This window comes from Pseudomonas sp. HMWF021 (assembly GCF_003061005.1).
Lineage (GTDB): Bacteria > Pseudomonadota > Gammaproteobacteria > Pseudomonadales > Pseudomonadaceae > Aquipseudomonas.
In genome coordinates, this window is the sequence record NZ_QAIK01000161.1 from 19,995 (window position 1) to 37,423 (window position 17,429).

The window sequence follows — 17,429 nt, forward strand, 5'->3', positions numbered from 1 at the left end:
TCCCATTACACGGCTTCCAGTTCCACCAAGGCACTGCCTTCGCCAACCATTTCGCCTTCCTGGCAATACAGCGCTTTGATCACACCCGCGTGCGGTGCGCGAATGCTGTGCTCCATCTTCATCGCTTCAAGCACCACCAGTTGCGCCCCGGCCTCGACTGTTTGCCCGGCCTCGACCAATACCCGCACGATGCTGCCGTTCATTGGAGCCGTCAGACCGCCCTGATGGCTGTGGCTGGCGTCGACGGCGCCAATCGGGTCAAACGTCTGAATGCGCCGCAACTCGCCGTCCCATTGCAGGTAGAGCGAATCACCCTGACGAATGGCCCGCAGGATACGGCGTACGCCATCGCGCTCGACCACCAATGCTTCGCCCGACAGGCTGTCGCCGACGGTATTCAGCGTCAACGCCCGGTCCTGGCCTTCACAGCTCAAGTGCAGGCTAGTTTGAGCCGGCAGACCTGTGCGCAAACCACTGTTCAACGCCCAAGGCGACCCCCGATCATCGGCCCGAACAGCCCCCGGCAGGCTCTGTGCGAAAGCCTGCGCCGCCGCCTCCCAGAATCCATCGCTCAGCTCGCTCGGGGCAGGCAGCAGCGTTTGCTGATAGCGCGGAATAAACCCGGTATCCAGCTCAGCCGCCGCGAAAGCAGGATGCGCAATAATCCGCCGCAGGAAGCTGATATTGGTCTTCAAGCCACCGATCGCGAACTCATCGAGCATGCTCAACAGGCGCAACCGTGCCTGCTCGCGATCCTCGCCCCAGGCAATCAGCTTGCCCAGCATCGGGTCGTAGAACGGCGAAATTTCATCGCCTTCCTCAACCCCGCTATCGACCCGACGTCCCGGTCCCTCAGCCGATTCGCGATACACCTCCAGACGCCCGGTTGCAGGCAAGAAATCATTCGACGGGTCTTCAGCGTACAGACGCACTTCAATCGCGTGACCGTTGAGCGGCACTTGTTCCTGGGTGATCGGCAACGCTTCACCGCGCGCCACGCGAATCTGCCACGCCACCAAATCGAGGCCGGTAATCGCCTCGGTCACCGGGTGTTCGACCTGCAGGCGCGTGTTCATTTCCATGAAAAAGAATTCGCCGCGTGCATCGAGCAGAAACTCCACGGTGCCGGCGCCCACATAACCGATCGCCTGCGCCGAACGCACCGCCGCTTCACCCATGGCGCGGCGCAATTCCGGGGCAAGGCCCGGGGCGGGCGCTTCTTCGACGACTTTCTGATGACGGCGCTGGATCGAGCAGTCGCGTTCGTTGAGGTACAGGCAGTTGCCGTGCTGGTCGGCGAACACCTGGATCTCCACGTGACGCGGCTTGAGCAGGTACTTCTCCACCAGCATCCGCGAGTCGCCGAACGACGACTGCGCTTCACGCTGGGCCGAGGCCAGGGCTTCAGCCAGTTGGCTGACGTCCTCGACCACTTTCATGCCTTTGCCGCCGCCGCCCGCCGTGGCTTTGAGCAGCACCGGATAGCCGATGCGTTCACAGGCGTCGCGGAAGGTTTCCAGATCCTGCGCCTCGCCGTGATAGCCCGGCACCAGCGGCACCCCGGCGGTTTCCATCAGGGCCTTGGCGGCAGACTTGCTGCCCATGGCGTCGATGGCCGAGGCGGGTGGGCCGAGGAAGATCAGCCCGGCCTGTTCAATGGCGCGGGCGAATCCGGCGTTCTCGGAGAGAAAGCCGTAGCCGGGGTGAATCGCCTGCGCACCGCTGGCCTTGGCCGCCGCGATCAGTTTGTCGATCTGCAGATAGCTGTCGGCGGCTTTGCTGCCGCCCAGGTCGACGCGGATATCCGCTTCGCGGCTGTGGCGCGCTTCACGGTCGGTGGCGCTGTGCACGGCGACGGTGGTCAGGCCCAGCGCCTTGGCGGTACGCATGACCCGGCAAGCGATTTCGCCCCGGTTGGCCACCAGCAGGGTGGTGAGAACAGGTGCGCTCATCAACGCGGCTCCTTGGTGGTGGTTGCGGCTTGCCAGCTCGGCGCACGTTTTTGCAGGAAGGCGCGCAGGCCTTCCTGGCCCTCGGGGCTGACGCGGATCCGGGCAATGGCGTTTTCCGTGTAACGGCGCAGGGCCGGAGTCAGCGCACCATTGCCGACTTCGCGCAGCAGATCCTTGCTGGCGCGCATCGCGGCAGGGCTGTTGAGCAGCAGGTTGTCGATCCATTGTTCGACCTGTTGATCCAGTTCGGCGGCCGGGTAGCTGTCGGATAACAATCCGATTTCCCGCGCCCGCTGGCCGCCAAAACGTTCAGCGGTCAGTGCATAACGACGTGCCGCACGTTCGCCGATGGCCTGCACCACGAACGGACTGATCACCGCCGGCGCCAGGCCGATGCGCACTTCCGACAGACAGAACTGCGCATCATCGGCACCAATCGCCATGTCGCAGCAACTGATCAACCCCAGCGCGCCGCCGAACGCCGCGCCTTGAACCACGGCCAGGGTCGGGATTTTCAGCTTGGCGAGGTTGTACATCAGCTCCGCCAACTCGCGGGCGTCGTCCAGATTGGTGTGGTAATCGAGTTCCGCGGATTGCTGCATCCACGCCAGATCGGCACCGGCGCTGAAGTGCCGGCCACGCCCACGCACCAGCAGGAAACGCAGGCTGGCGTCGCTGGCAACCTTGTCCAGCGCCAGAATCAGCTCGCGGATCATTTCGGCGTTGAAGGCGTTGTTTTTTTCGGCACGGTTGAGCCACAGGGTGGCGAAACCCCGTGGGTCGTTGTGCAGTTCGAGGGTGTTGAAATCGCTCATATTCATCCGTCTCCACGGTTTCTGTGGGAGCGGGCTTGCTCGCGAAGACGGTCTGTCAGTTGCGGATACGTCGACTGATACACCGCTTTCGCGAGCAAGCCCGCTCCCACACAAAGCATCACATCCGGAACACGCCGAAGCGGCTCGGTTCGATAGGCGCGTTCAACGACGCGGACAAGGCCAGAGCCAGCACATCGCGGGTCTGCGCCGGGTCGATGACACCGTCGTCCCACAGCCGTGCGCTGGAGTAGTAGGGGTGACCCTGTTCTTCGTACTGGTCGAGGATCGGCTGCTTGATCTCGGCTTCCTGCTCGGCACTGAAGGCCTGGCCGCTGCGTTCAGCCTGCTCGCGCTTGACCTGCATCAGCACCCCCGCCGCCTGTTCGGCACCCATCACGCCGATGCGCGCGTTCGGCCACATCCACAGGAAACGTGGATCGTAAGCGCGCCCGCACATGCCGTAGTTACCGGCGCCGAAGCTGCCACCGATGATCACGGTGAATTTCGGCACCTTGGCGCAGGCCACGGCGGTCACCAGTTTCGCGCCGTGCTTGGCGATGCCGCCGGCCTCGTATTTCTGCCCGACCATGAACCCGGTGATGTTCTGCAGGAACAGCAGCGGGATGCCGCGCTGGCAGGCTAGTTCGATGAAGTGCGCGCCTTTCTGCGCGGCTTCGGCGAAGAGGATGCCGTTGTTGGCGAGGATCGCGATCGGGTAGCCGTGCAGATGGGCGAAGCCGCACACCAGCGTGGTGCCGAACAGCGCCTTGAACTCATCGAACACCGAACCGTCGACCAGCCGCGCAATCACCTCGCGCACATCGAACGGCTGTTTGGCGTCGGCCGACACCACGCCATACAACTCGTCGCTGGCGTACAGCGGCGCAATCGGCGTGCGCTGCTGCACTTCGCCGAGCTTGCGCCAGTTGAGGTTGGCGACGCTGCGGCGGGCGAGGGCGAGGGCGTGTTCGTCGCTCTCGGCGTAATGGTCGGCCACGCCGGAAACCTTGCAGTGCACATCGGCCCCGCCAAGGTCTTCAGCGCTGACCACTTCACCGGTCGCGGCTTTCACCAGCGGCGGGCCGGCCAGGAAGATCGTCGCCTGATTGCGCACCATGATCGCTTCGTCCGCCATCGCCGGCACATACGCGCCGCCAGCGGTGCACGAGCCCATCACCACGGCGATCTGCGGAATGCCCATGGCGCTCATGTTGGCCTGGTTGAAGAAGATCCGGCCGAAGTGTTCGCGATCCGGGAACACCTCGTCCTGACGCGGCAGGTTGGCGCCGCCCGAGTCCACCAGATAGATGCACGGCAGGCGATTCTGCTGGGCGATGGTCTGCGCGCGCAGGTGTTTTTTCACGGTCAGCGGGTAGTACGAGCCACCTTTCACCGTCGCGTCGTTGGCGACGATCATGCACTCGACACCTTCGACCCGGCCGATTCCGGCAATCACCCCGGCGGCGGGAACGTCTTCGCCATACACCGCGTGGGCGGCGAGCTGGCTGATTTCCAGAAACGGCGAGCCCGGATCGAGCAGGCGATTGATGCGTTCACGCGGCAGCAGTTTGCCGCGCGAGGTGTGCCGTTCCTGGGCTTTCGCGCCGCCACCCTGAGCCACTTGGGCGAGCAGGGTGTGCAGGGCGTCGACCTGTTCAAGCATCGCTGCGCTGTTGGCGGCGAACTCCGCTGAACGGGGGGTGAGCTGGGTATGCAAGATAGCCATGTGCAGCTCCGTTTAGCGGGTTTCGTTGAACAGTTCGCGGCCGATCAGCATGCGACGGATCTCACTGGTGCCGGCGCCGATTTCGTACAGTTTGGCGTCACGCAGCAGACGTCCGGCCGGGAATTCGTTGATGTAACCGTTACCGCCAAGGATCTGGATCGCGTCGAGAGCCATTTGCGTGGCGCGCTCGGCGGTGTAGAGGATCACCCCGGCGGCGTCCTTGCGCGTGGTTTCGCCGCGTTCGCACGCCTGGGCCACTGCGTACAGGTAGGCGCGGCTGGCGTTGAGCTGGGTGTACATGTCGGCGACTTTGCCCTGGATCAGTTGGAATTCGCCGATGCTCTGGCCAAACTGCTTGCGGTCGTGGATGTACGGCACGATCAGGTCCATGCACGACTGCATGATCCCGGTCGGTCCGCCGGACAGCACGACGCGCTCGTAGTCGAGGCCGCTCATCAGCACTTTCACGCCGCCGTTAAGCACACCGAGGATGTTTTCTTCCGGTACTTCGACGTCATCGAAGAACAGCTCGCAGGTGTTGGAGCCGCGCATGCCGAGCTTGTCGAACTTGTTGCTGCGGCTGAAGCCTTTCCAGTCGCGTTCGACAATGAACGCGGTGATGCCGTGCGGGCCTTTTTCCAGGTCAGTCTTGGCGTAGATCACGTAGGTGTTGGCGTCAGGGCCGTTGGTGATCCAGGTCTTGCTGCCGTTGAGCACGAAACGGTCGCCGCGTTTGTCGGCGCGCAGCTTCATCGAGACCACGTCGGAGCCGGCATTCGGCTCGCTCATGGCGAGGGCGCCGACGTGTTCGCCACTGATCAGCTTGGGCAGGTATTGGCTTTTCTGTTCGTGATTGCCGTTGCGGTTGATCTGGTTGACGCAGAGGTTGGAGTGCGCGCCGTAGGACAGGGCCACCGAGGCCGAACCGCGGCTGATTTCTTCCATCGCCACCACGTGCGCCAGGTAACCCAGGCCTGCGCCGCCGTACTCTTCCGGCACGGTGATGCCGAGCAGGCCCATGTCACCGAACTTGCGCCACATGTCGGCAGGGAACAGGTTGTCGCTGTCGATCTGCGCGGCGCGTGGGGCAATCTGATCGGCGACGAAGGACTGGACCTGATCGCGCAGCATGTCGATGGTTTCACCGAGGGCGAAGTTCAGGGATGGATAGCTCATGGGTCACCTTTTGGCTTTTTTGTAGGGTGGGGAGGGCGGTGGAACGGCTCTCACCTTTACGTTAACGTAAGCCTGCGATGATTGGCTGTCAATCACCCTTTACGTTAACGTCAACTTGGGCGAGAGTAGGGGCAGTTCAGGATTGAAGGCGGACAGGCTTTTGTGGAAGTGAGCCTTTGTGGTGAGGGGGATTCACCCCCGATGGTTGGCGAAGCCGACCCAAAACCTGTGAATGCGGTTCAACAGGAAAAACCGAGGGTGCGCTTCGCACACCATCGGGGATGAATCCCCTCGCCACAAAGGCCATCCGCAAAAAAGTGAGCTCCGGTAAACCCACTAATAAAGACAATAGGGGTCGTCATGGATCAACCCAGTGCAAACCCGCAGCGCAGCTACACCCGTGGTTCCCAGGACAAAGCCTTGCTGGCCATGACCATCGGGCAGCAGTTCGACCAGACTGTCGCGCAATACCCGCACGGCGAGGCCCTGGTCGTACGCCATCAGCAGCTGCGCTACACCTGGCGGCAACTGGCCGATAGCGTCGACCGGCACGCCAGAGCTTTGCTGGCGCTGGGTTTGCAGGCCGGCGACCGGCTCGGCATCTGGGCGCCAAACTGCGCGCAGTGGTGCATCACGCAAATCGCCACGGCGAAGATCGGTGTGATCCTGGTCAACATCAACCCGGCCTACCGCAGCTCCGAACTGGAATACGTGCTCAAACAGTCCGGTTGCCAGTGGCTGGTCTGTGCCGGGGCATTCAAATCCTCCAATTACCACGCCATGTTGCAAGGGCTGGTGCCGGAACTCGCAGAGCAATCCATCGGCCAGTTGTGCAGCGAACGTCTGCCGGATTTGCGCGGGGTGATCAGCCTCGACTCGCAGCCACCGTCGGGCTTCCTGCCGTGGTCGCAACTGGCCGATCTGGCGAGCGGTGTGACGCCCGAACAGTTGCGTGAACGCAGCGACAGCCTGCACTTCGACCAACCGGTGAACATCCAGTACACCTCCGGCACCACCGGTTTTCCCAAGGGCGCGACCCTCAGCCACTACAACATTCTCAACAACGGTTACATGGTCGGTGAAAGCATTGGCCTGACCCCGAGCGACCGGCTGGTGATTCCGGTGCCGCTGTATCACTGCTTCGGCATGGTCATGGGCAACCTCGGCTGCATCACCCATGGCAGCACGATGATTTACCCCAACGACGCGTTCGACCCGCTGCTGACCCTGCAAACCGTTGCCGCAGAAAAAGCCACTGGCCTGTACGGCGTACCGACCATGTTCATCGCCATGCTCGATCAGCCGCAGCGTGGCGAATTCGATCTGTCGAGCCTGCGCACCGGGATCATGGCCGGGGCGACTTGCCCGATCGAAGTCATGCGCCGGGTCATCAGCGAGATGCACATGAGCGAAGTGCAGATCGCCTATGGCATGACCGAAACCAGCCCGGTGTCGCTGCAAACCGGGCCGAACGATGAGCTGGAATTGCGCGTGACCACCGTCGGCCGCACCCAGCCACAACTGGAAAGCAAGATCATCGACGAAGCCGGTAACCCGGTGCCGCGCGGCGCCATCGGTGAGCTGTGCACCCGGGGTTACAGCGTGATGCTCGGTTACTGGAACAACCCGCAAGCCACGGCCGAAGCCATCGATGACGCGGGCTGGATGCACACCGGCGACCTGGCGAGCATGAATGATGAGGGTTACGTGAACATCGCCGGACGTAACAAGGACATGATCATCCGTGGCGGGGAAAACATTTACCCGCGTGAGCTGGAAGAGTTTTTCTTCACCCACCCGGCGGTGGCGGACGTTCAAGTGATCGGCATTCCCTGCTCGCGTTACGGCGAGGAGATCGTCGCCTGGATCAAATTCCACCCCGGCCACAGTGCCACCGAACAAGAGCTGCAAGCGTGGTGCAAGGAGCGCATCGCGCACTTCAAGACGCCGCGGCATTTCAAGTTCGTCGAGGAGTTTCCGATGACGGTGACGGGCAAGATCCAGAAATTCCGGATGCGTGAGATCAGTATCGAGGAGCTGAAGGCGCTTCATTGAAGATCAAAAGATCGCAGCCTGCGGCAGCTCCTACAGGGGATCGGTGTAGGAGCTGCCGCAGGCTGCGATCTTTTGAAAAACACAAATCACAGAAAGCACAAAGGGGAGCCGAAGCTCCCCTTTAATTTTGTCGTCGCGTGCTCTTTTTTATTATTGAGGGGCGGTCTGTTGTTGTTTTTGGCAACCGTGGCCCTTTACCGCTGTTTTTGGCGACCCCCATCCGGGGTCAAGAGCAAACGTATTTTTTTGAGCGCTGATCTGCTTTCTCGCTAAACGATCCAACCGATTCGGGAGCTACCTGAAGGTAGTTTTATTGTTCTCTGCCCGGTTGCGGGTCACTCCTGAGAGCACCCTGAAAAGCACACCTTCTCCAAAAAAATCTGTTAGCTGCGTCTCTGCCGTGTTGTTTTTGTTATGTCAGAGTCGGTACGTCTTATTTTTATTGGTTTGCTGCTTTTTATTCTTGTTATGCCATAGAGATAGCAGGAGCCATGCCAACTTTTTAAAACCCTTGTAAATCAATGGCTTGAGATTTTTGAAGGATTTTTCCTTCAGAGCAAACCAGACAATTTGTTTCCGTGTTACTCGACTGTGCCCATGTTTCGGACACAGCGGTAACACCTTCGCCCTCACTGAGCGCTACGAGCCTTGGCCACGCGCGAACCGGTGGGGCGACCCAGCACGGCACTGATCTGTTGGCCGGCGGCAATCAGGGCGTCGAGGTCGATGCCAGTCTTGATGCCCAGGCCATTGAGCAGGTACACCACGTCTTCCGTGGCGACATTACCGCTCGCGCCTTTGGCGTACGGGCAGCCGCCGAGGCCGGCGATAGAGCTGTCGAACACCGCAATGCCTTCCAGCAGGCTGGCGTAGATGTTGGCCATGGCCTGGCCGTAGGTGTCGTGGAAGTGCCCGGCGAGCTTTTCCCGGGGTATGTGGGCCGACACCACTTCGAACAACCGCCGGGTCGCGCCTGCGGTGCCGGTGCCGATGGTGTCGCCCAGCGAAACTTCATAGCAGCCCATTGCGTACAGCTCACGGGCGACCATCGCCACTTGTTCCGGCGCGACCTCGCCTTCATAAGGGCAACCGAGCACGCAGGACACGTAACCGCGCACGGTAACGCCGTGCTGTTTCGCCGCTTCCATGATCGGTGCGAAGCGCGCCAGGCTTTCGCTGATCGAGCAATTGATGTTGCGCTGCGAGAACGCCTCGGACGCGGCGGCAAACACCGCGACTTCCTTCACGCCGGCCGCCAATGCATCTTCAAAACCGCGCAGGTTCGGCGCCAGTGCGCCGTAGGTCACACCGGGCTTGTGCTGGATCTGCGCGAACACCTCGGCGGAACCGGCCATCTGCGGCACCCATTTCGGGGAAACGAAACTGCCGACTTCGATGTAACCCAAACCGGCGGCGCTCAAAGCGTCGACCAGTCGCACCTTGTCAGCCACGCTGATCGGTTGGGCTTCGTTCTGCAGGCCATCGCGCGGACCGACTTCGATCAGGCGTACTTGGGAGGGGAGGGACATGGGTTGACCTGCTCATTTTCGGAATTACATGAGGTCCCTGTGGGAGCGGGCTTGCTCGCGAAGGCGGTGTATCAGATACAAAATTTGTCGCCTGACACTCCGCCTTCGCGAGCAAGCCCGCTCCCACAGGGAATGAGTTGTGGCTGATTACTGCGCTATCTGCTGGCCCTTGAGCGTCTGCTCCAGCGCCTGCACGCAGCGTTCTTCAGCGGTGTCGAGTTCCAGTTTCATCTGTTCGATGTCGAGCAACTGCTGCTCGAGTTGTTCGCGGCGCTCGCTGATTTTCGCCAGCATGCTGTTGAGCTGTTTGGTGTTGCCACTGGACGGGTCATAAAGCTCGATCAACTCACGGCATTCGGCCAGGGAGAAACCGATGCGCTTGCCGCGCAGGATCAGCTTCAGGCTGACCTTGTCGCGCGGTGAATAGATGCGTTCCTGGCCGCGGCGCTCGGGGCTGAGCAGGCCTTGTTCTTCATAAAAGCGGATCGCCCGGGTGGTGATGTCCAGCTCGCGGGCGAGGTCGGAAATGCTGTAGGTCTGGCTGCTCATGAAAGCGCTCGGAAAAAGGTGTTGGCGCTAAGCTAATGGCGAGTTGACGTTTACGTCAAGCAAGAAAAAGATCGCAGCCTTCGGCAGCTCCTACAGGAAAATGCATTCCAATTGTAGGAGCTGCCGAAGGTTCGGGCCGCGTTCGGACGATCTTTTGATCTTTCCTCAAACTACCTGCTTGTCGAGCTTCTTCTCCTGCGCCGCCACCTGCTGGCACAACTCGATCATCTGCTCGCGCATCCAGCGGTTGGCCGGGTCCTGATCGGTGCTTTCATGCCAATACAGGTGGGTCTCCACCGGTGGCACGTCGTTGACCGGCAGATTGAATGCATGCAAGTCGTTGCGCCGGGCAAACCGCTCGGGCACGGTCATGACCATGTCGGTCTGCTGCATGACCTGCGACGCCATCAAGTAATGCTGTGAGCGCAGGGCGATCTTGCGCTGAATGCCCATTTTGCCCAGTGCCAGATCGACATACCCCAGACCGCTGCGGCGGCTGGAGATGTGGATGTGCGTCAGCGACAGGTATTCGTCGAGGCTGAGTTTTTCCTTGCCCGCCAGCGGATGGCCCTTGCGCATCGCACAGACGTAACGGTCTTCCATCAGCTTGACGTGACGCACCTGCGGGTCGGTATTGAGCGGCGCATCCACGGCGAAATCCAGACGCCCGGCGGCCAGCTCCTTGGTGGTCTCGCGGCGTTTGGACAGAAAGCTCTCGATGATCACCGTCGGCGCCAGACGCCGCAAACGCTGGAACAGCGGCGGCAGGATTACCGCCTCAGTGAGGTCGGTCATGCTGATGCGGTAAGTCTTCACCGCCTGCGCCGGGTTGAAGATCCGGCTCTCCTGCACCGACACCCGCAGCAGCGACAGCGCGTTGCGCACCGGGCCGATGATGTTCTGCGCCATCGGCGTCGGCACCATGCCCTGAGCGGTGCGTACGAACAGCGGATCGTTGAAGGTCTCGCGCAACCGTGCCAGCGCGTTGGACACCGCCGGCTGGGTGATGCCGACAATCTGCCCGGCGCGGGTCAGGTTGGCTTCGGTGTAGATCGCGTCGAAGACGATGAAAAGGTTGAGGTCGACCTTGCTCAGATTCATTACGCGGCTCTCTTGTTATAGGGAGGTGTTGACCCGGAAAATCAACCAATCATATATCGGTGATGAATGTTTATACACGCCGAGAATAGGCTAGGTAAATTATCAACGCTGTTCTAGCATCGATTGCATGATCTGAACAACCTCTGCCCAAAGAAGGTAATTGCTCATGGATTTCGCTTATTCGCCCAAGGTGCAAGAACTGCGTGAGCGCGTGACCGCGTTCATGGACGCTTACGTTTACCCGGCCGAAGCCGTGTTCGAACGCCAGGTTGCCGAGGGCGATCGCTGGCAGCCCACCGCAATCATGGAAGAGCTCAAGGCCAAGGCCAAAGCCGAAGGCCTGTGGAATCTGTTCCTGCCGGAATCGGAACTCGGCGCTGGCCTGACCAACCTCGAATACGCCCCGCTGGCAGAAATCATGGGCCGTTCGCTGCTGGGGCCGGAGCCGTTCAACTGCTCGGCGCCGGACACCGGCAACATGGAAGTGCTTGTGCGCTACGCCAACGAAGAGCAGAAACAGCGCTGGCTCGAACCGCTGTTGCGCGGCGAGATTCGCTCGGCGTTCGCCATGACTGAACCGGACGTGGCCTCGTCCGATGCCACCAACATGGCCGCCCGCGCCGTGCGTGATGGCGACGAGTGGGTGATCAACGGCAAGAAATGGTGGACCTCCGGCGCCTGCGATCCGCGCTGCAAGATTCTGATCTTCATGGGCCTGAGCAACCCCGACGCACCGCGCCATGCGCAGCACTCGATGATCCTCGTGCCGGTCGACACCCCCGGGGTGAAAATCGTCCGTCCGCTGCCGGTGTTCGGCTACGACGACGCCCCGCACGGTCATGCCGAAGTGCTGTTCGACAACGTGCGAGTGCCGTACGAAAACGTCCTGCTCGGTGAGGGAAGAGGCTTCGAAATCGCTCAAGGTCGCCTTGGCCCGGGGCGGATCCACCACTGCATGCGCTCGATCGGCATGGCGGAACGCGCGCTGGAACTGATGTGCAAACGCTCGGTGAGCCGCACTGCATTCGGCAAACCGCTGGCGCGTCTGGGCGGTAACGTCGACAAGATTGCCGACTCGCGCATGGAAATCGACATGGCCCGTCTGCTGACCCTGAAGGCGGCGTACATGATGGACACCGTCGGTAACAAAGTGGCCAAGAGCGAGATCGCGCAGATCAAGGTCGTTGCGCCGAACGTGGCCCTGCGGGTGATCGACCGGGCGATCCAGATTCACGGCGGGGCCGGGGTCTCGAATGATTTCCCGCTGGCCTACATGTACGCCATGCAACGCACCCTGCGCCTGGCCGACGGCCCGGACGAAGTGCACCGCGCGGCGATCGGCAAGTTCGAGATCGGCAAGTATGTGCCGAAGGAAATGTTGCGCAGCGGTCATTAAGACCGCGTCGCCGGCTTCGCGGGCAAGCCCGGCTCCCACAGGGATCTGCAGTGAACACAAATTGTGAACACCTGCGAAACCTGTGGGAGCGGGCTTGCCCGCGAAGGCGTCAGGTCAGTCACCACATCTGCTTCGGATTCAGTACACCCAAACCTCAACCCGCCGATTCTTGATCCGTCCTTCATCCGCACTGTTCGCCGCCACCGGCATCAACGCGCCAAACCCGCGCACCTCGCGCAGCAGCACGCCGTTTTTCACCAGTTCGCGGCGTACCGCCATCGCCCGCAATTTCGACAACAGGTCCGCTCGCGCCGGGTCGTCTTTCTCGTCACCAAACCCCACTAGCGTCACCGCGCGCTCGGTCTTGTCGTGGCGCTTTATATAGTCGAGTACCCGCGCCAGATCCTGTCGCGCCTTGTTATCCAGGCTGGCGCTGCCTTCCTCAAAGCGGAAGTTCACCGTCAGACGCTGGGCGTGGCGGCTGAGGGATTGATAACCCTCGGGCATCAGCGCATTCGGCGTGACGGTCATGGCGCGAACGGTCTGGCTGATAAAACCATTGGCCGCGACAATCTTCTGGCCCTGAGCACTTTGCGCAAACGCCACCAGCGCCAATGCCCACGGATTCTGGCTATTGGGCGGCAGATAAAAGAACAGGCGCCGCGAGAGCGGATAGTCCTCAGTGGCAATCAGGCTGTTGAGCGGCAACATCGATTGCGATGCACCGTCAGCGATGGCCACGGCTTTGGCCTGGCGCACATAAGGCAGGCCGATAAAACCGATACCCTGCGGATCACTGCTGACCGCGTCGGACAATTGCTCACTGGATTCGAAACGTTTCGCGCTGGCACTCAGATTTTTCCCACGCCGCCCCAGCACCAGTTCCTTGAAGGTGTCGTAGGTGCCGGACTGGTCATCCCGTGCATATAAATGAATCGCACCGCCGCGCCCGCCAAGGTCTTCCCAGGTTTTCACTTCACCGGCAAAGATTCGCGCCAGTTGCTCGGTGTCCAGCTGCTGCAGCGGATTGTCGGGGTGCAGGATGATCGCCAGGCCATCGATGGCGATGACTTGCTCGGCCTCTGGACGCTTCAGATCGCCGAGCGCTTGCAGGCTGAGCAGTTCGCTGTCCTTGATCGGGCGGGAAGAAGCGGCGAGGTCGGCACTGGCGCTTTTCAGCGCAGTGAAACCGGTGCTGGAACCGTGGGCGGCGACTTCAATCACCACCCGTTTGCCTTGCGCAGTCTGAGCGACGATGTGTTGTTCGTTGTCGGTGTCGGGGTTTTCGCGGTGGATCTTCAGCAGACCCTGATCCTGCAAAAAGCCCTCGACCAGTGCCGGGCCGAGATCGGCACCGATGGTGTTGGAACCCTGGATGCGCAGTGCCGGGCCGGTATCAGGGATCGGCAGGGCGGCGGCACAGACCGTCAGCCATGCACTCGACACAAAAGCAAACAGAACACGCAGGGGCATGCCGGCACCGAATCAGGCCAAGGGGATTGCCGGGGAGATTAAGTCAGGCGCATGACCAAAAAATGACAGATCAAAAGATCGTCCGAACGCGGCCCGAACCTGCGGCAGCTCCTACAGGAAAACGCGTTCCAATGTAGGAGCTGCCGAAGGCTGCGATCTTTTGATCTTGACGTATATCAGCTCAATTCCAACCAGATCGGCGCATGATCCGACGGCTTTTCCATCCCGCGCAGCTCATAGTCCACGCCCGCATCCTTGACCCGAGGCAGCAAGCCATGGGAGGCGAGGATCACGTCGATGCGCAACCCGCGTTTCGGTTCGTCTTCAAAACCACGGCTGCGGTAGTCGAACCAGCTGAACATGTCGGTCACGTCCGGGTTCAGGTGGCGGTAGCTGTCGGTCAGGCCCCAGTTTTTCAGGCGGGCCATCCACTCGCGTTCTTCCGGGAGGAAGCTGCATTTGCCGGTTTTCAGCCAGCGCTTCATGTTGTCCGGGCCGATGCCGATGTCGCAGTCTTCCGGGGAAATGTTCACATCGCCCATCACCACCAGCGGCTGCTCGTTGTGAAACTGGCTTTCCAGCAGGGTTTGCAGGTCGCTGTAAAAGCGTTGCTTGGCCGGGAACTTGGTCGGGTGGTCGCGGCTTTCGCCCTGTGGGAAGTAGCCGTTCATGATGGTCACCGGCACGCCGTTGGCGTCGGCGAAGGTGCCCCAGATGAAGCGGCGCTGGGCGTCTTCTTCATCGCTGGCGAAGCCTTTGTGAATGGCGATCGGTTCATTGCGCGAGAGCAGGGCGACGCCGTAATGGCCTTTCTGGCCGTGGAAATAAACGTGATAGCCCAGCGCACGCACTTCTTCGAGCGGGAACTGGTCATCGTGGACCTTGGTTTCCTGCAGGCCGATCACGTCCGGCTGATGCTTTTCGATCAGCGCTGCCAGCTGATGCGGACGGGCGCGCAGTCCGTTGATGTTGAAGGAAACAATCTTCATGGTCGGCAGTCCTGGCAAAAGGGCGATGCTAGCTGACATGTGGGATGGGGGCCAGTGTGGGGTAAGTAGATTCGCTGTGTTCTGTCAGATCAGTGTTGCCGGTATAGGCCTCATCGCTGGCAAGCCAGCTCCCACAGTGTCCATGTCGGACACACAATTCATGTCACCGGAAAAATCTGTGGGAGCTGGCTTGCCAGCGATGAGGCCCGCCCGGTCGATGAAGCTCCCGGCTTGGTCTATACCTGTGGGGAACTGCGCCACCCGCAAAAGGTTCGTACCAACAAGAGCGCAGTCATTTGAGCCGCGCCCCGGGGGAGAATCACTGTCATGCCTGAAACCCAGACCGCCATCGCCGACATCCACATGCTCGACCGCGGTTACTCGCGCGAAGCCCGATCGCTGCTGTATCAGGCCTATCGCCACGAGCCGACCTTCGGTTACCTGTTCGAGGCCGAGCGGCCGGGTTACGAGCAGCGCGTGCGGGCCACGGTGCGTGAACTGGTCAAACAGCACTTTCTGCAGGATCAGCCGGCCATCGGCCTGTTGGTCAACGACCGCCTGATCGGCATCGCCCTGATCGCGCCGCCGCAGCGTCGCCTGGGCATCACCGAGAGCTGGGCCTGGCGCCTGCGCATGGTGCTCAGCACCGGATTCCGCTGCACCCGGCGCTATCTGGAGTACCACGATGCCGTGGCCGCTTGCGTGCCCAGCGATTCAGTGCACATGCTGCCGCTGCTGGGGATTCATCCGCAGTTTCAGGGCAAACACTTCGGCGAGCAGTTGCTGACGGCGGTGCATAACTGGTGCGCGGTAGACGAAACCTCGCAAGGTGTGGTGCTGGATACCGGCAATCCGCGTTACCTGGAATTCTACAAGCGTCAGGGTTACGAGGAGATTGGCGAAGTTGCCGTCGGCCCGGTGCGCGAACATGTGTTTTTCCACGCCAATCCGCAGGTGTTACAAACTGCAACGGCTTAGCCATCGAACTTTTTGGGACAGTTCCTGTTCTATCACGCTCCCAAGCCCGTGATAGCATCCGCGCCTATGAAGTTTCCAGGAAGATTTACCAGTGGCGTGCTCATGCTGTTAACCAGCTGCGCGGCGCTGGCGCAAAGTGAATTGGACGTGCGGATCAAACCGTCCAACGATGAACTCAAGGCCAATATAGAAGGCTATATCGGCAGCCTCGGCGACCGTGACGAAGAAACCTTGCTGCGCTTCAGTCGCGGGGCCGAAGAGCAGGCGCGCAAAGCCGCGCAGGCCTTGGGTTATTACCAGCCGCAGATCGACAGCGACGTGAAGGGCGGCGACAAGCCGCGCCTGGTGCTGAACATCGATCCCGGCGAGCCGATTCGTCTGCGCAACGTGACCATCCGCGTCGACGGCCCTGCTGCCTCCCTCAAATCCTTTCGTGTGCCGAGCAGTGACATGCTCAAGTCCGGCGCCGTACTCAACCACGGGCGTTATGAAAACGCCAAACGCCTGATCCAGAACCAGGCCTCGCGCTTCGGTTTCTTCAGTGGTCATTTCACCCGTCAGAAACTCCTGGTCGATCCGCGTGCCGGGGTGGCCGATGTCGAATTGATCTACGAAAGCGGCCCGCGTTATGCGCTGGGCAAAGTCAGTTTCGAGGGCGACACGCCGTTCGACGAAGATTTGCTGCAACGCATGGTGCCGTTCAAGGCCGGCGATCCGTATGACTCCGAGCTGATCGCCGAACTCAACCGCGACCTGCAGTCGAGCGGCTATTTCGAAGGCGTGCGCGTCGATGCAGCGCCGACGGCGGCGAAAAACGACGTGATCCCGGTGGACGTCAAACTCGACACGCGCAAACCCCGCACCATGGGCCTGGGCCTCGGTTATTCCACCGACGTCGGCCCGCGGATCAAGGCCAACTGGACCCGCCATTGGGTTAACCCGCAGGGCGACAGCTACGGCTGGGAAGCCGAACTGTCGGCGCCACGGCAGAACGTCGGGCTGTTCTATGACATCCCGCTCGACCCGCCGCTGACCGACAAATTGCGTTGGGCCGGTGGTTATCAGTATGAAAACATCGACGGCTCCGACACCCTGAGCAAGCTGCTGACCTTCGGCCCGGAATGGCACAGCAAGTTGCCCAGCGGCTGGCAGCGGGTCATCTCGCTGAAATGGCAGCGCGAAGAATATGAACTCGGCGACGACTCCGGCCTCAGCACCTTGTTGATGCCCGGCATCAGTTACTCGTACCTGAAAAGCGACAACCGCATCGACCCGCACAACGGCTATCGCCTGACCTTCGAAAGCAAGGTGGCGAAGGAAGGCCTCGGCTCCGACAACAACCTTTTATATGGCACAGCGCTGATCAAGGGCCTGACCACGGTGTTCGACAACCACCGCTTCCTCGGCCGGGTGCAGGTCGGCGGCAGCGCCACCAATGGTTACAACTCGGTGCCGCCGTCGCTGCGTTTCTTCGCCGGTGGCGATCAGAGCGTACGCGGTTACGATTATCAGAGCCTGTCCCCGGAGAACTCCAAGGGCGACCGCATCGGCGGCCGCTACATGGTCGCCGGCAGCGTCGAGTATCAATATTCGATTGCCGAGAAGTGGCGGGTCGCGACCTTCGTCGACCAAGGCAACTCCTTCAACAAACTCGAACTGCCGAACCTCAAGACCGGGGTCGGTATCGGTG

At 61.2% G+C, this 17,429-nt stretch carries 13 protein-coding genes; 4 read left to right on the forward strand and 9 right to left on the reverse strand.

Annotated features, from left to right (window positions below; all coding sequences use genetic code 11):
* Nucleotides 1–5: 5 nt before the first annotated feature.
* The 4 genes from DBR18_RS23120 to DBR18_RS23135 all read right to left on the reverse strand — a co-directional run bounded on the left by DBR18_RS23120 (nucleotide 6) and on the right by DBR18_RS23135 (nucleotide 5,669).
* Nucleotides 6–1,952, reverse strand: coding sequence for an acetyl/propionyl/methylcrotonyl-CoA carboxylase subunit alpha (locus DBR18_RS23120; RefSeq protein WP_108592055.1), 1,947 nt, complete (start codon nucleotides 1,950–1,952; stop codon nucleotides 6–8).
* Nucleotides 1,952–2,767 carry a gamma-carboxygeranoyl-CoA hydratase gene (locus tag DBR18_RS23125; protein ID WP_108592056.1) on the reverse strand — a complete coding sequence of 272 codons (816 nt, stop codon included), beginning with the start codon at nucleotides 2,765–2,767 and terminating at the stop codon, nucleotides 1,952–1,954. The genes DBR18_RS23120 and DBR18_RS23125 overlap by 1 nt, the downstream gene beginning before the upstream one ends.
* 118 nt (nucleotides 2,768–2,885) lie before the next feature.
* The gene (locus DBR18_RS23130; protein WP_108592057.1) at nucleotides 2,886–4,493 is read right to left on the reverse strand and encodes a carboxyl transferase domain-containing protein; all 1,608 of its coding nucleotides are present in this window, start codon (nucleotides 4,491–4,493) and stop codon (nucleotides 2,886–2,888) included.
* Nucleotides 4,494–4,505: 12 nt separating this feature from the next.
* On the reverse strand, nucleotides 4,506–5,669 hold the full coding sequence (locus tag DBR18_RS23135) for an isovaleryl-CoA dehydrogenase (RefSeq protein ID WP_108592058.1): 1,164 nt from the start codon (nucleotides 5,667–5,669) through the stop codon (nucleotides 4,506–4,508).
* A 360-nt stretch (nucleotides 5,670–6,029) separates the two neighbouring features.
* Here DBR18_RS23135 and DBR18_RS23140 point away from each other — a divergent pair, with 360 nt between their 5' ends.
* Nucleotides 6,030–7,724 carry an AMP-binding protein gene (locus tag DBR18_RS23140; RefSeq protein WP_108592059.1) on the forward strand — a complete coding sequence of 565 codons (1,695 nt, stop codon included), beginning with the start codon at nucleotides 6,030–6,032 and terminating at the stop codon, nucleotides 7,722–7,724.
* A gap of 629 nt (nucleotides 7,725–8,353) precedes the next feature.
* Here DBR18_RS23140 and DBR18_RS23145 read toward each other — a convergent pair.
* The 3 genes from DBR18_RS23145 to DBR18_RS23160 all read right to left on the reverse strand — a co-directional run bounded on the left by DBR18_RS23145 (nucleotide 8,354) and on the right by DBR18_RS23160 (nucleotide 10,903).
* Nucleotides 8,354–9,253 carry a hydroxymethylglutaryl-CoA lyase gene (locus DBR18_RS23145; RefSeq protein ID WP_108592060.1) on the reverse strand — a complete coding sequence of 300 codons (900 nt, stop codon included), beginning with the start codon at nucleotides 9,251–9,253 and terminating at the stop codon, nucleotides 8,354–8,356.
* A 147-nt stretch (nucleotides 9,254–9,400) separates the two neighbouring features.
* Nucleotides 9,401–9,802, reverse strand: a complete 402-nt coding sequence (locus tag DBR18_RS23155; RefSeq protein WP_108592061.1) for a MerR family DNA-binding transcriptional regulator — start codon at nucleotides 9,800–9,802, stop codon at nucleotides 9,401–9,403.
* Nucleotides 9,803–9,967: 165 nt separating this feature from the next.
* Nucleotides 9,968–10,903: a LysR family transcriptional regulator gene (locus tag DBR18_RS23160; RefSeq protein WP_108592062.1), complete on the reverse strand. Its 936-nt coding sequence runs from the start codon at nucleotides 10,901–10,903 to the stop codon at nucleotides 9,968–9,970.
* A gap of 166 nt (nucleotides 10,904–11,069) precedes the next feature.
* On the opposite strand from DBR18_RS23160, the gene DBR18_RS23165 reads away from it, so the two are divergent.
* On the forward strand, nucleotides 11,070–12,299 hold the full coding sequence (locus DBR18_RS23165; protein WP_007961105.1) for an acyl-CoA dehydrogenase: 1,230 nt from the start codon (nucleotides 11,070–11,072) through the stop codon (nucleotides 12,297–12,299).
* 138 nt (nucleotides 12,300–12,437) lie between these two features.
* Here DBR18_RS23165 and DBR18_RS23170 read toward each other — a convergent pair whose 3' ends face one another.
* A complete protein-coding gene (locus DBR18_RS23170; protein WP_108592063.1) occupies nucleotides 12,438–13,772 on the reverse strand; it encodes a substrate-binding domain-containing protein in 1,335 nt (444 codons plus the stop codon).
* A 176-nt stretch (nucleotides 13,773–13,948) separates the two neighbouring features.
* The gene (gene xthA, locus DBR18_RS23175; protein WP_108592064.1) at nucleotides 13,949–14,761 is read right to left on the reverse strand and encodes an exodeoxyribonuclease III; all 813 of its coding nucleotides are present in this window, start codon (nucleotides 14,759–14,761) and stop codon (nucleotides 13,949–13,951) included.
* A 327-nt stretch (nucleotides 14,762–15,088) separates the two neighbouring features.
* Between xthA and DBR18_RS23180 the strand changes: the two genes are divergently transcribed.
* Together DBR18_RS23180 and DBR18_RS23185 are read left to right on the forward strand one after the other, a co-directional pair.
* The gene (locus DBR18_RS23180) at nucleotides 15,089–15,739 is read left to right on the forward strand and encodes an N-acetyltransferase (protein ID WP_007961094.1); all 651 of its coding nucleotides are present in this window, start codon (nucleotides 15,089–15,091) and stop codon (nucleotides 15,737–15,739) included.
* A gap of 66 nt (nucleotides 15,740–15,805) precedes the next feature.
* Nucleotides 15,806–17,429, forward strand: a 1,624-nt coding sequence (locus DBR18_RS23185; protein ID WP_108592066.1) for an autotransporter assembly complex family protein, incomplete at its 3' end; no start/stop codon positions are given.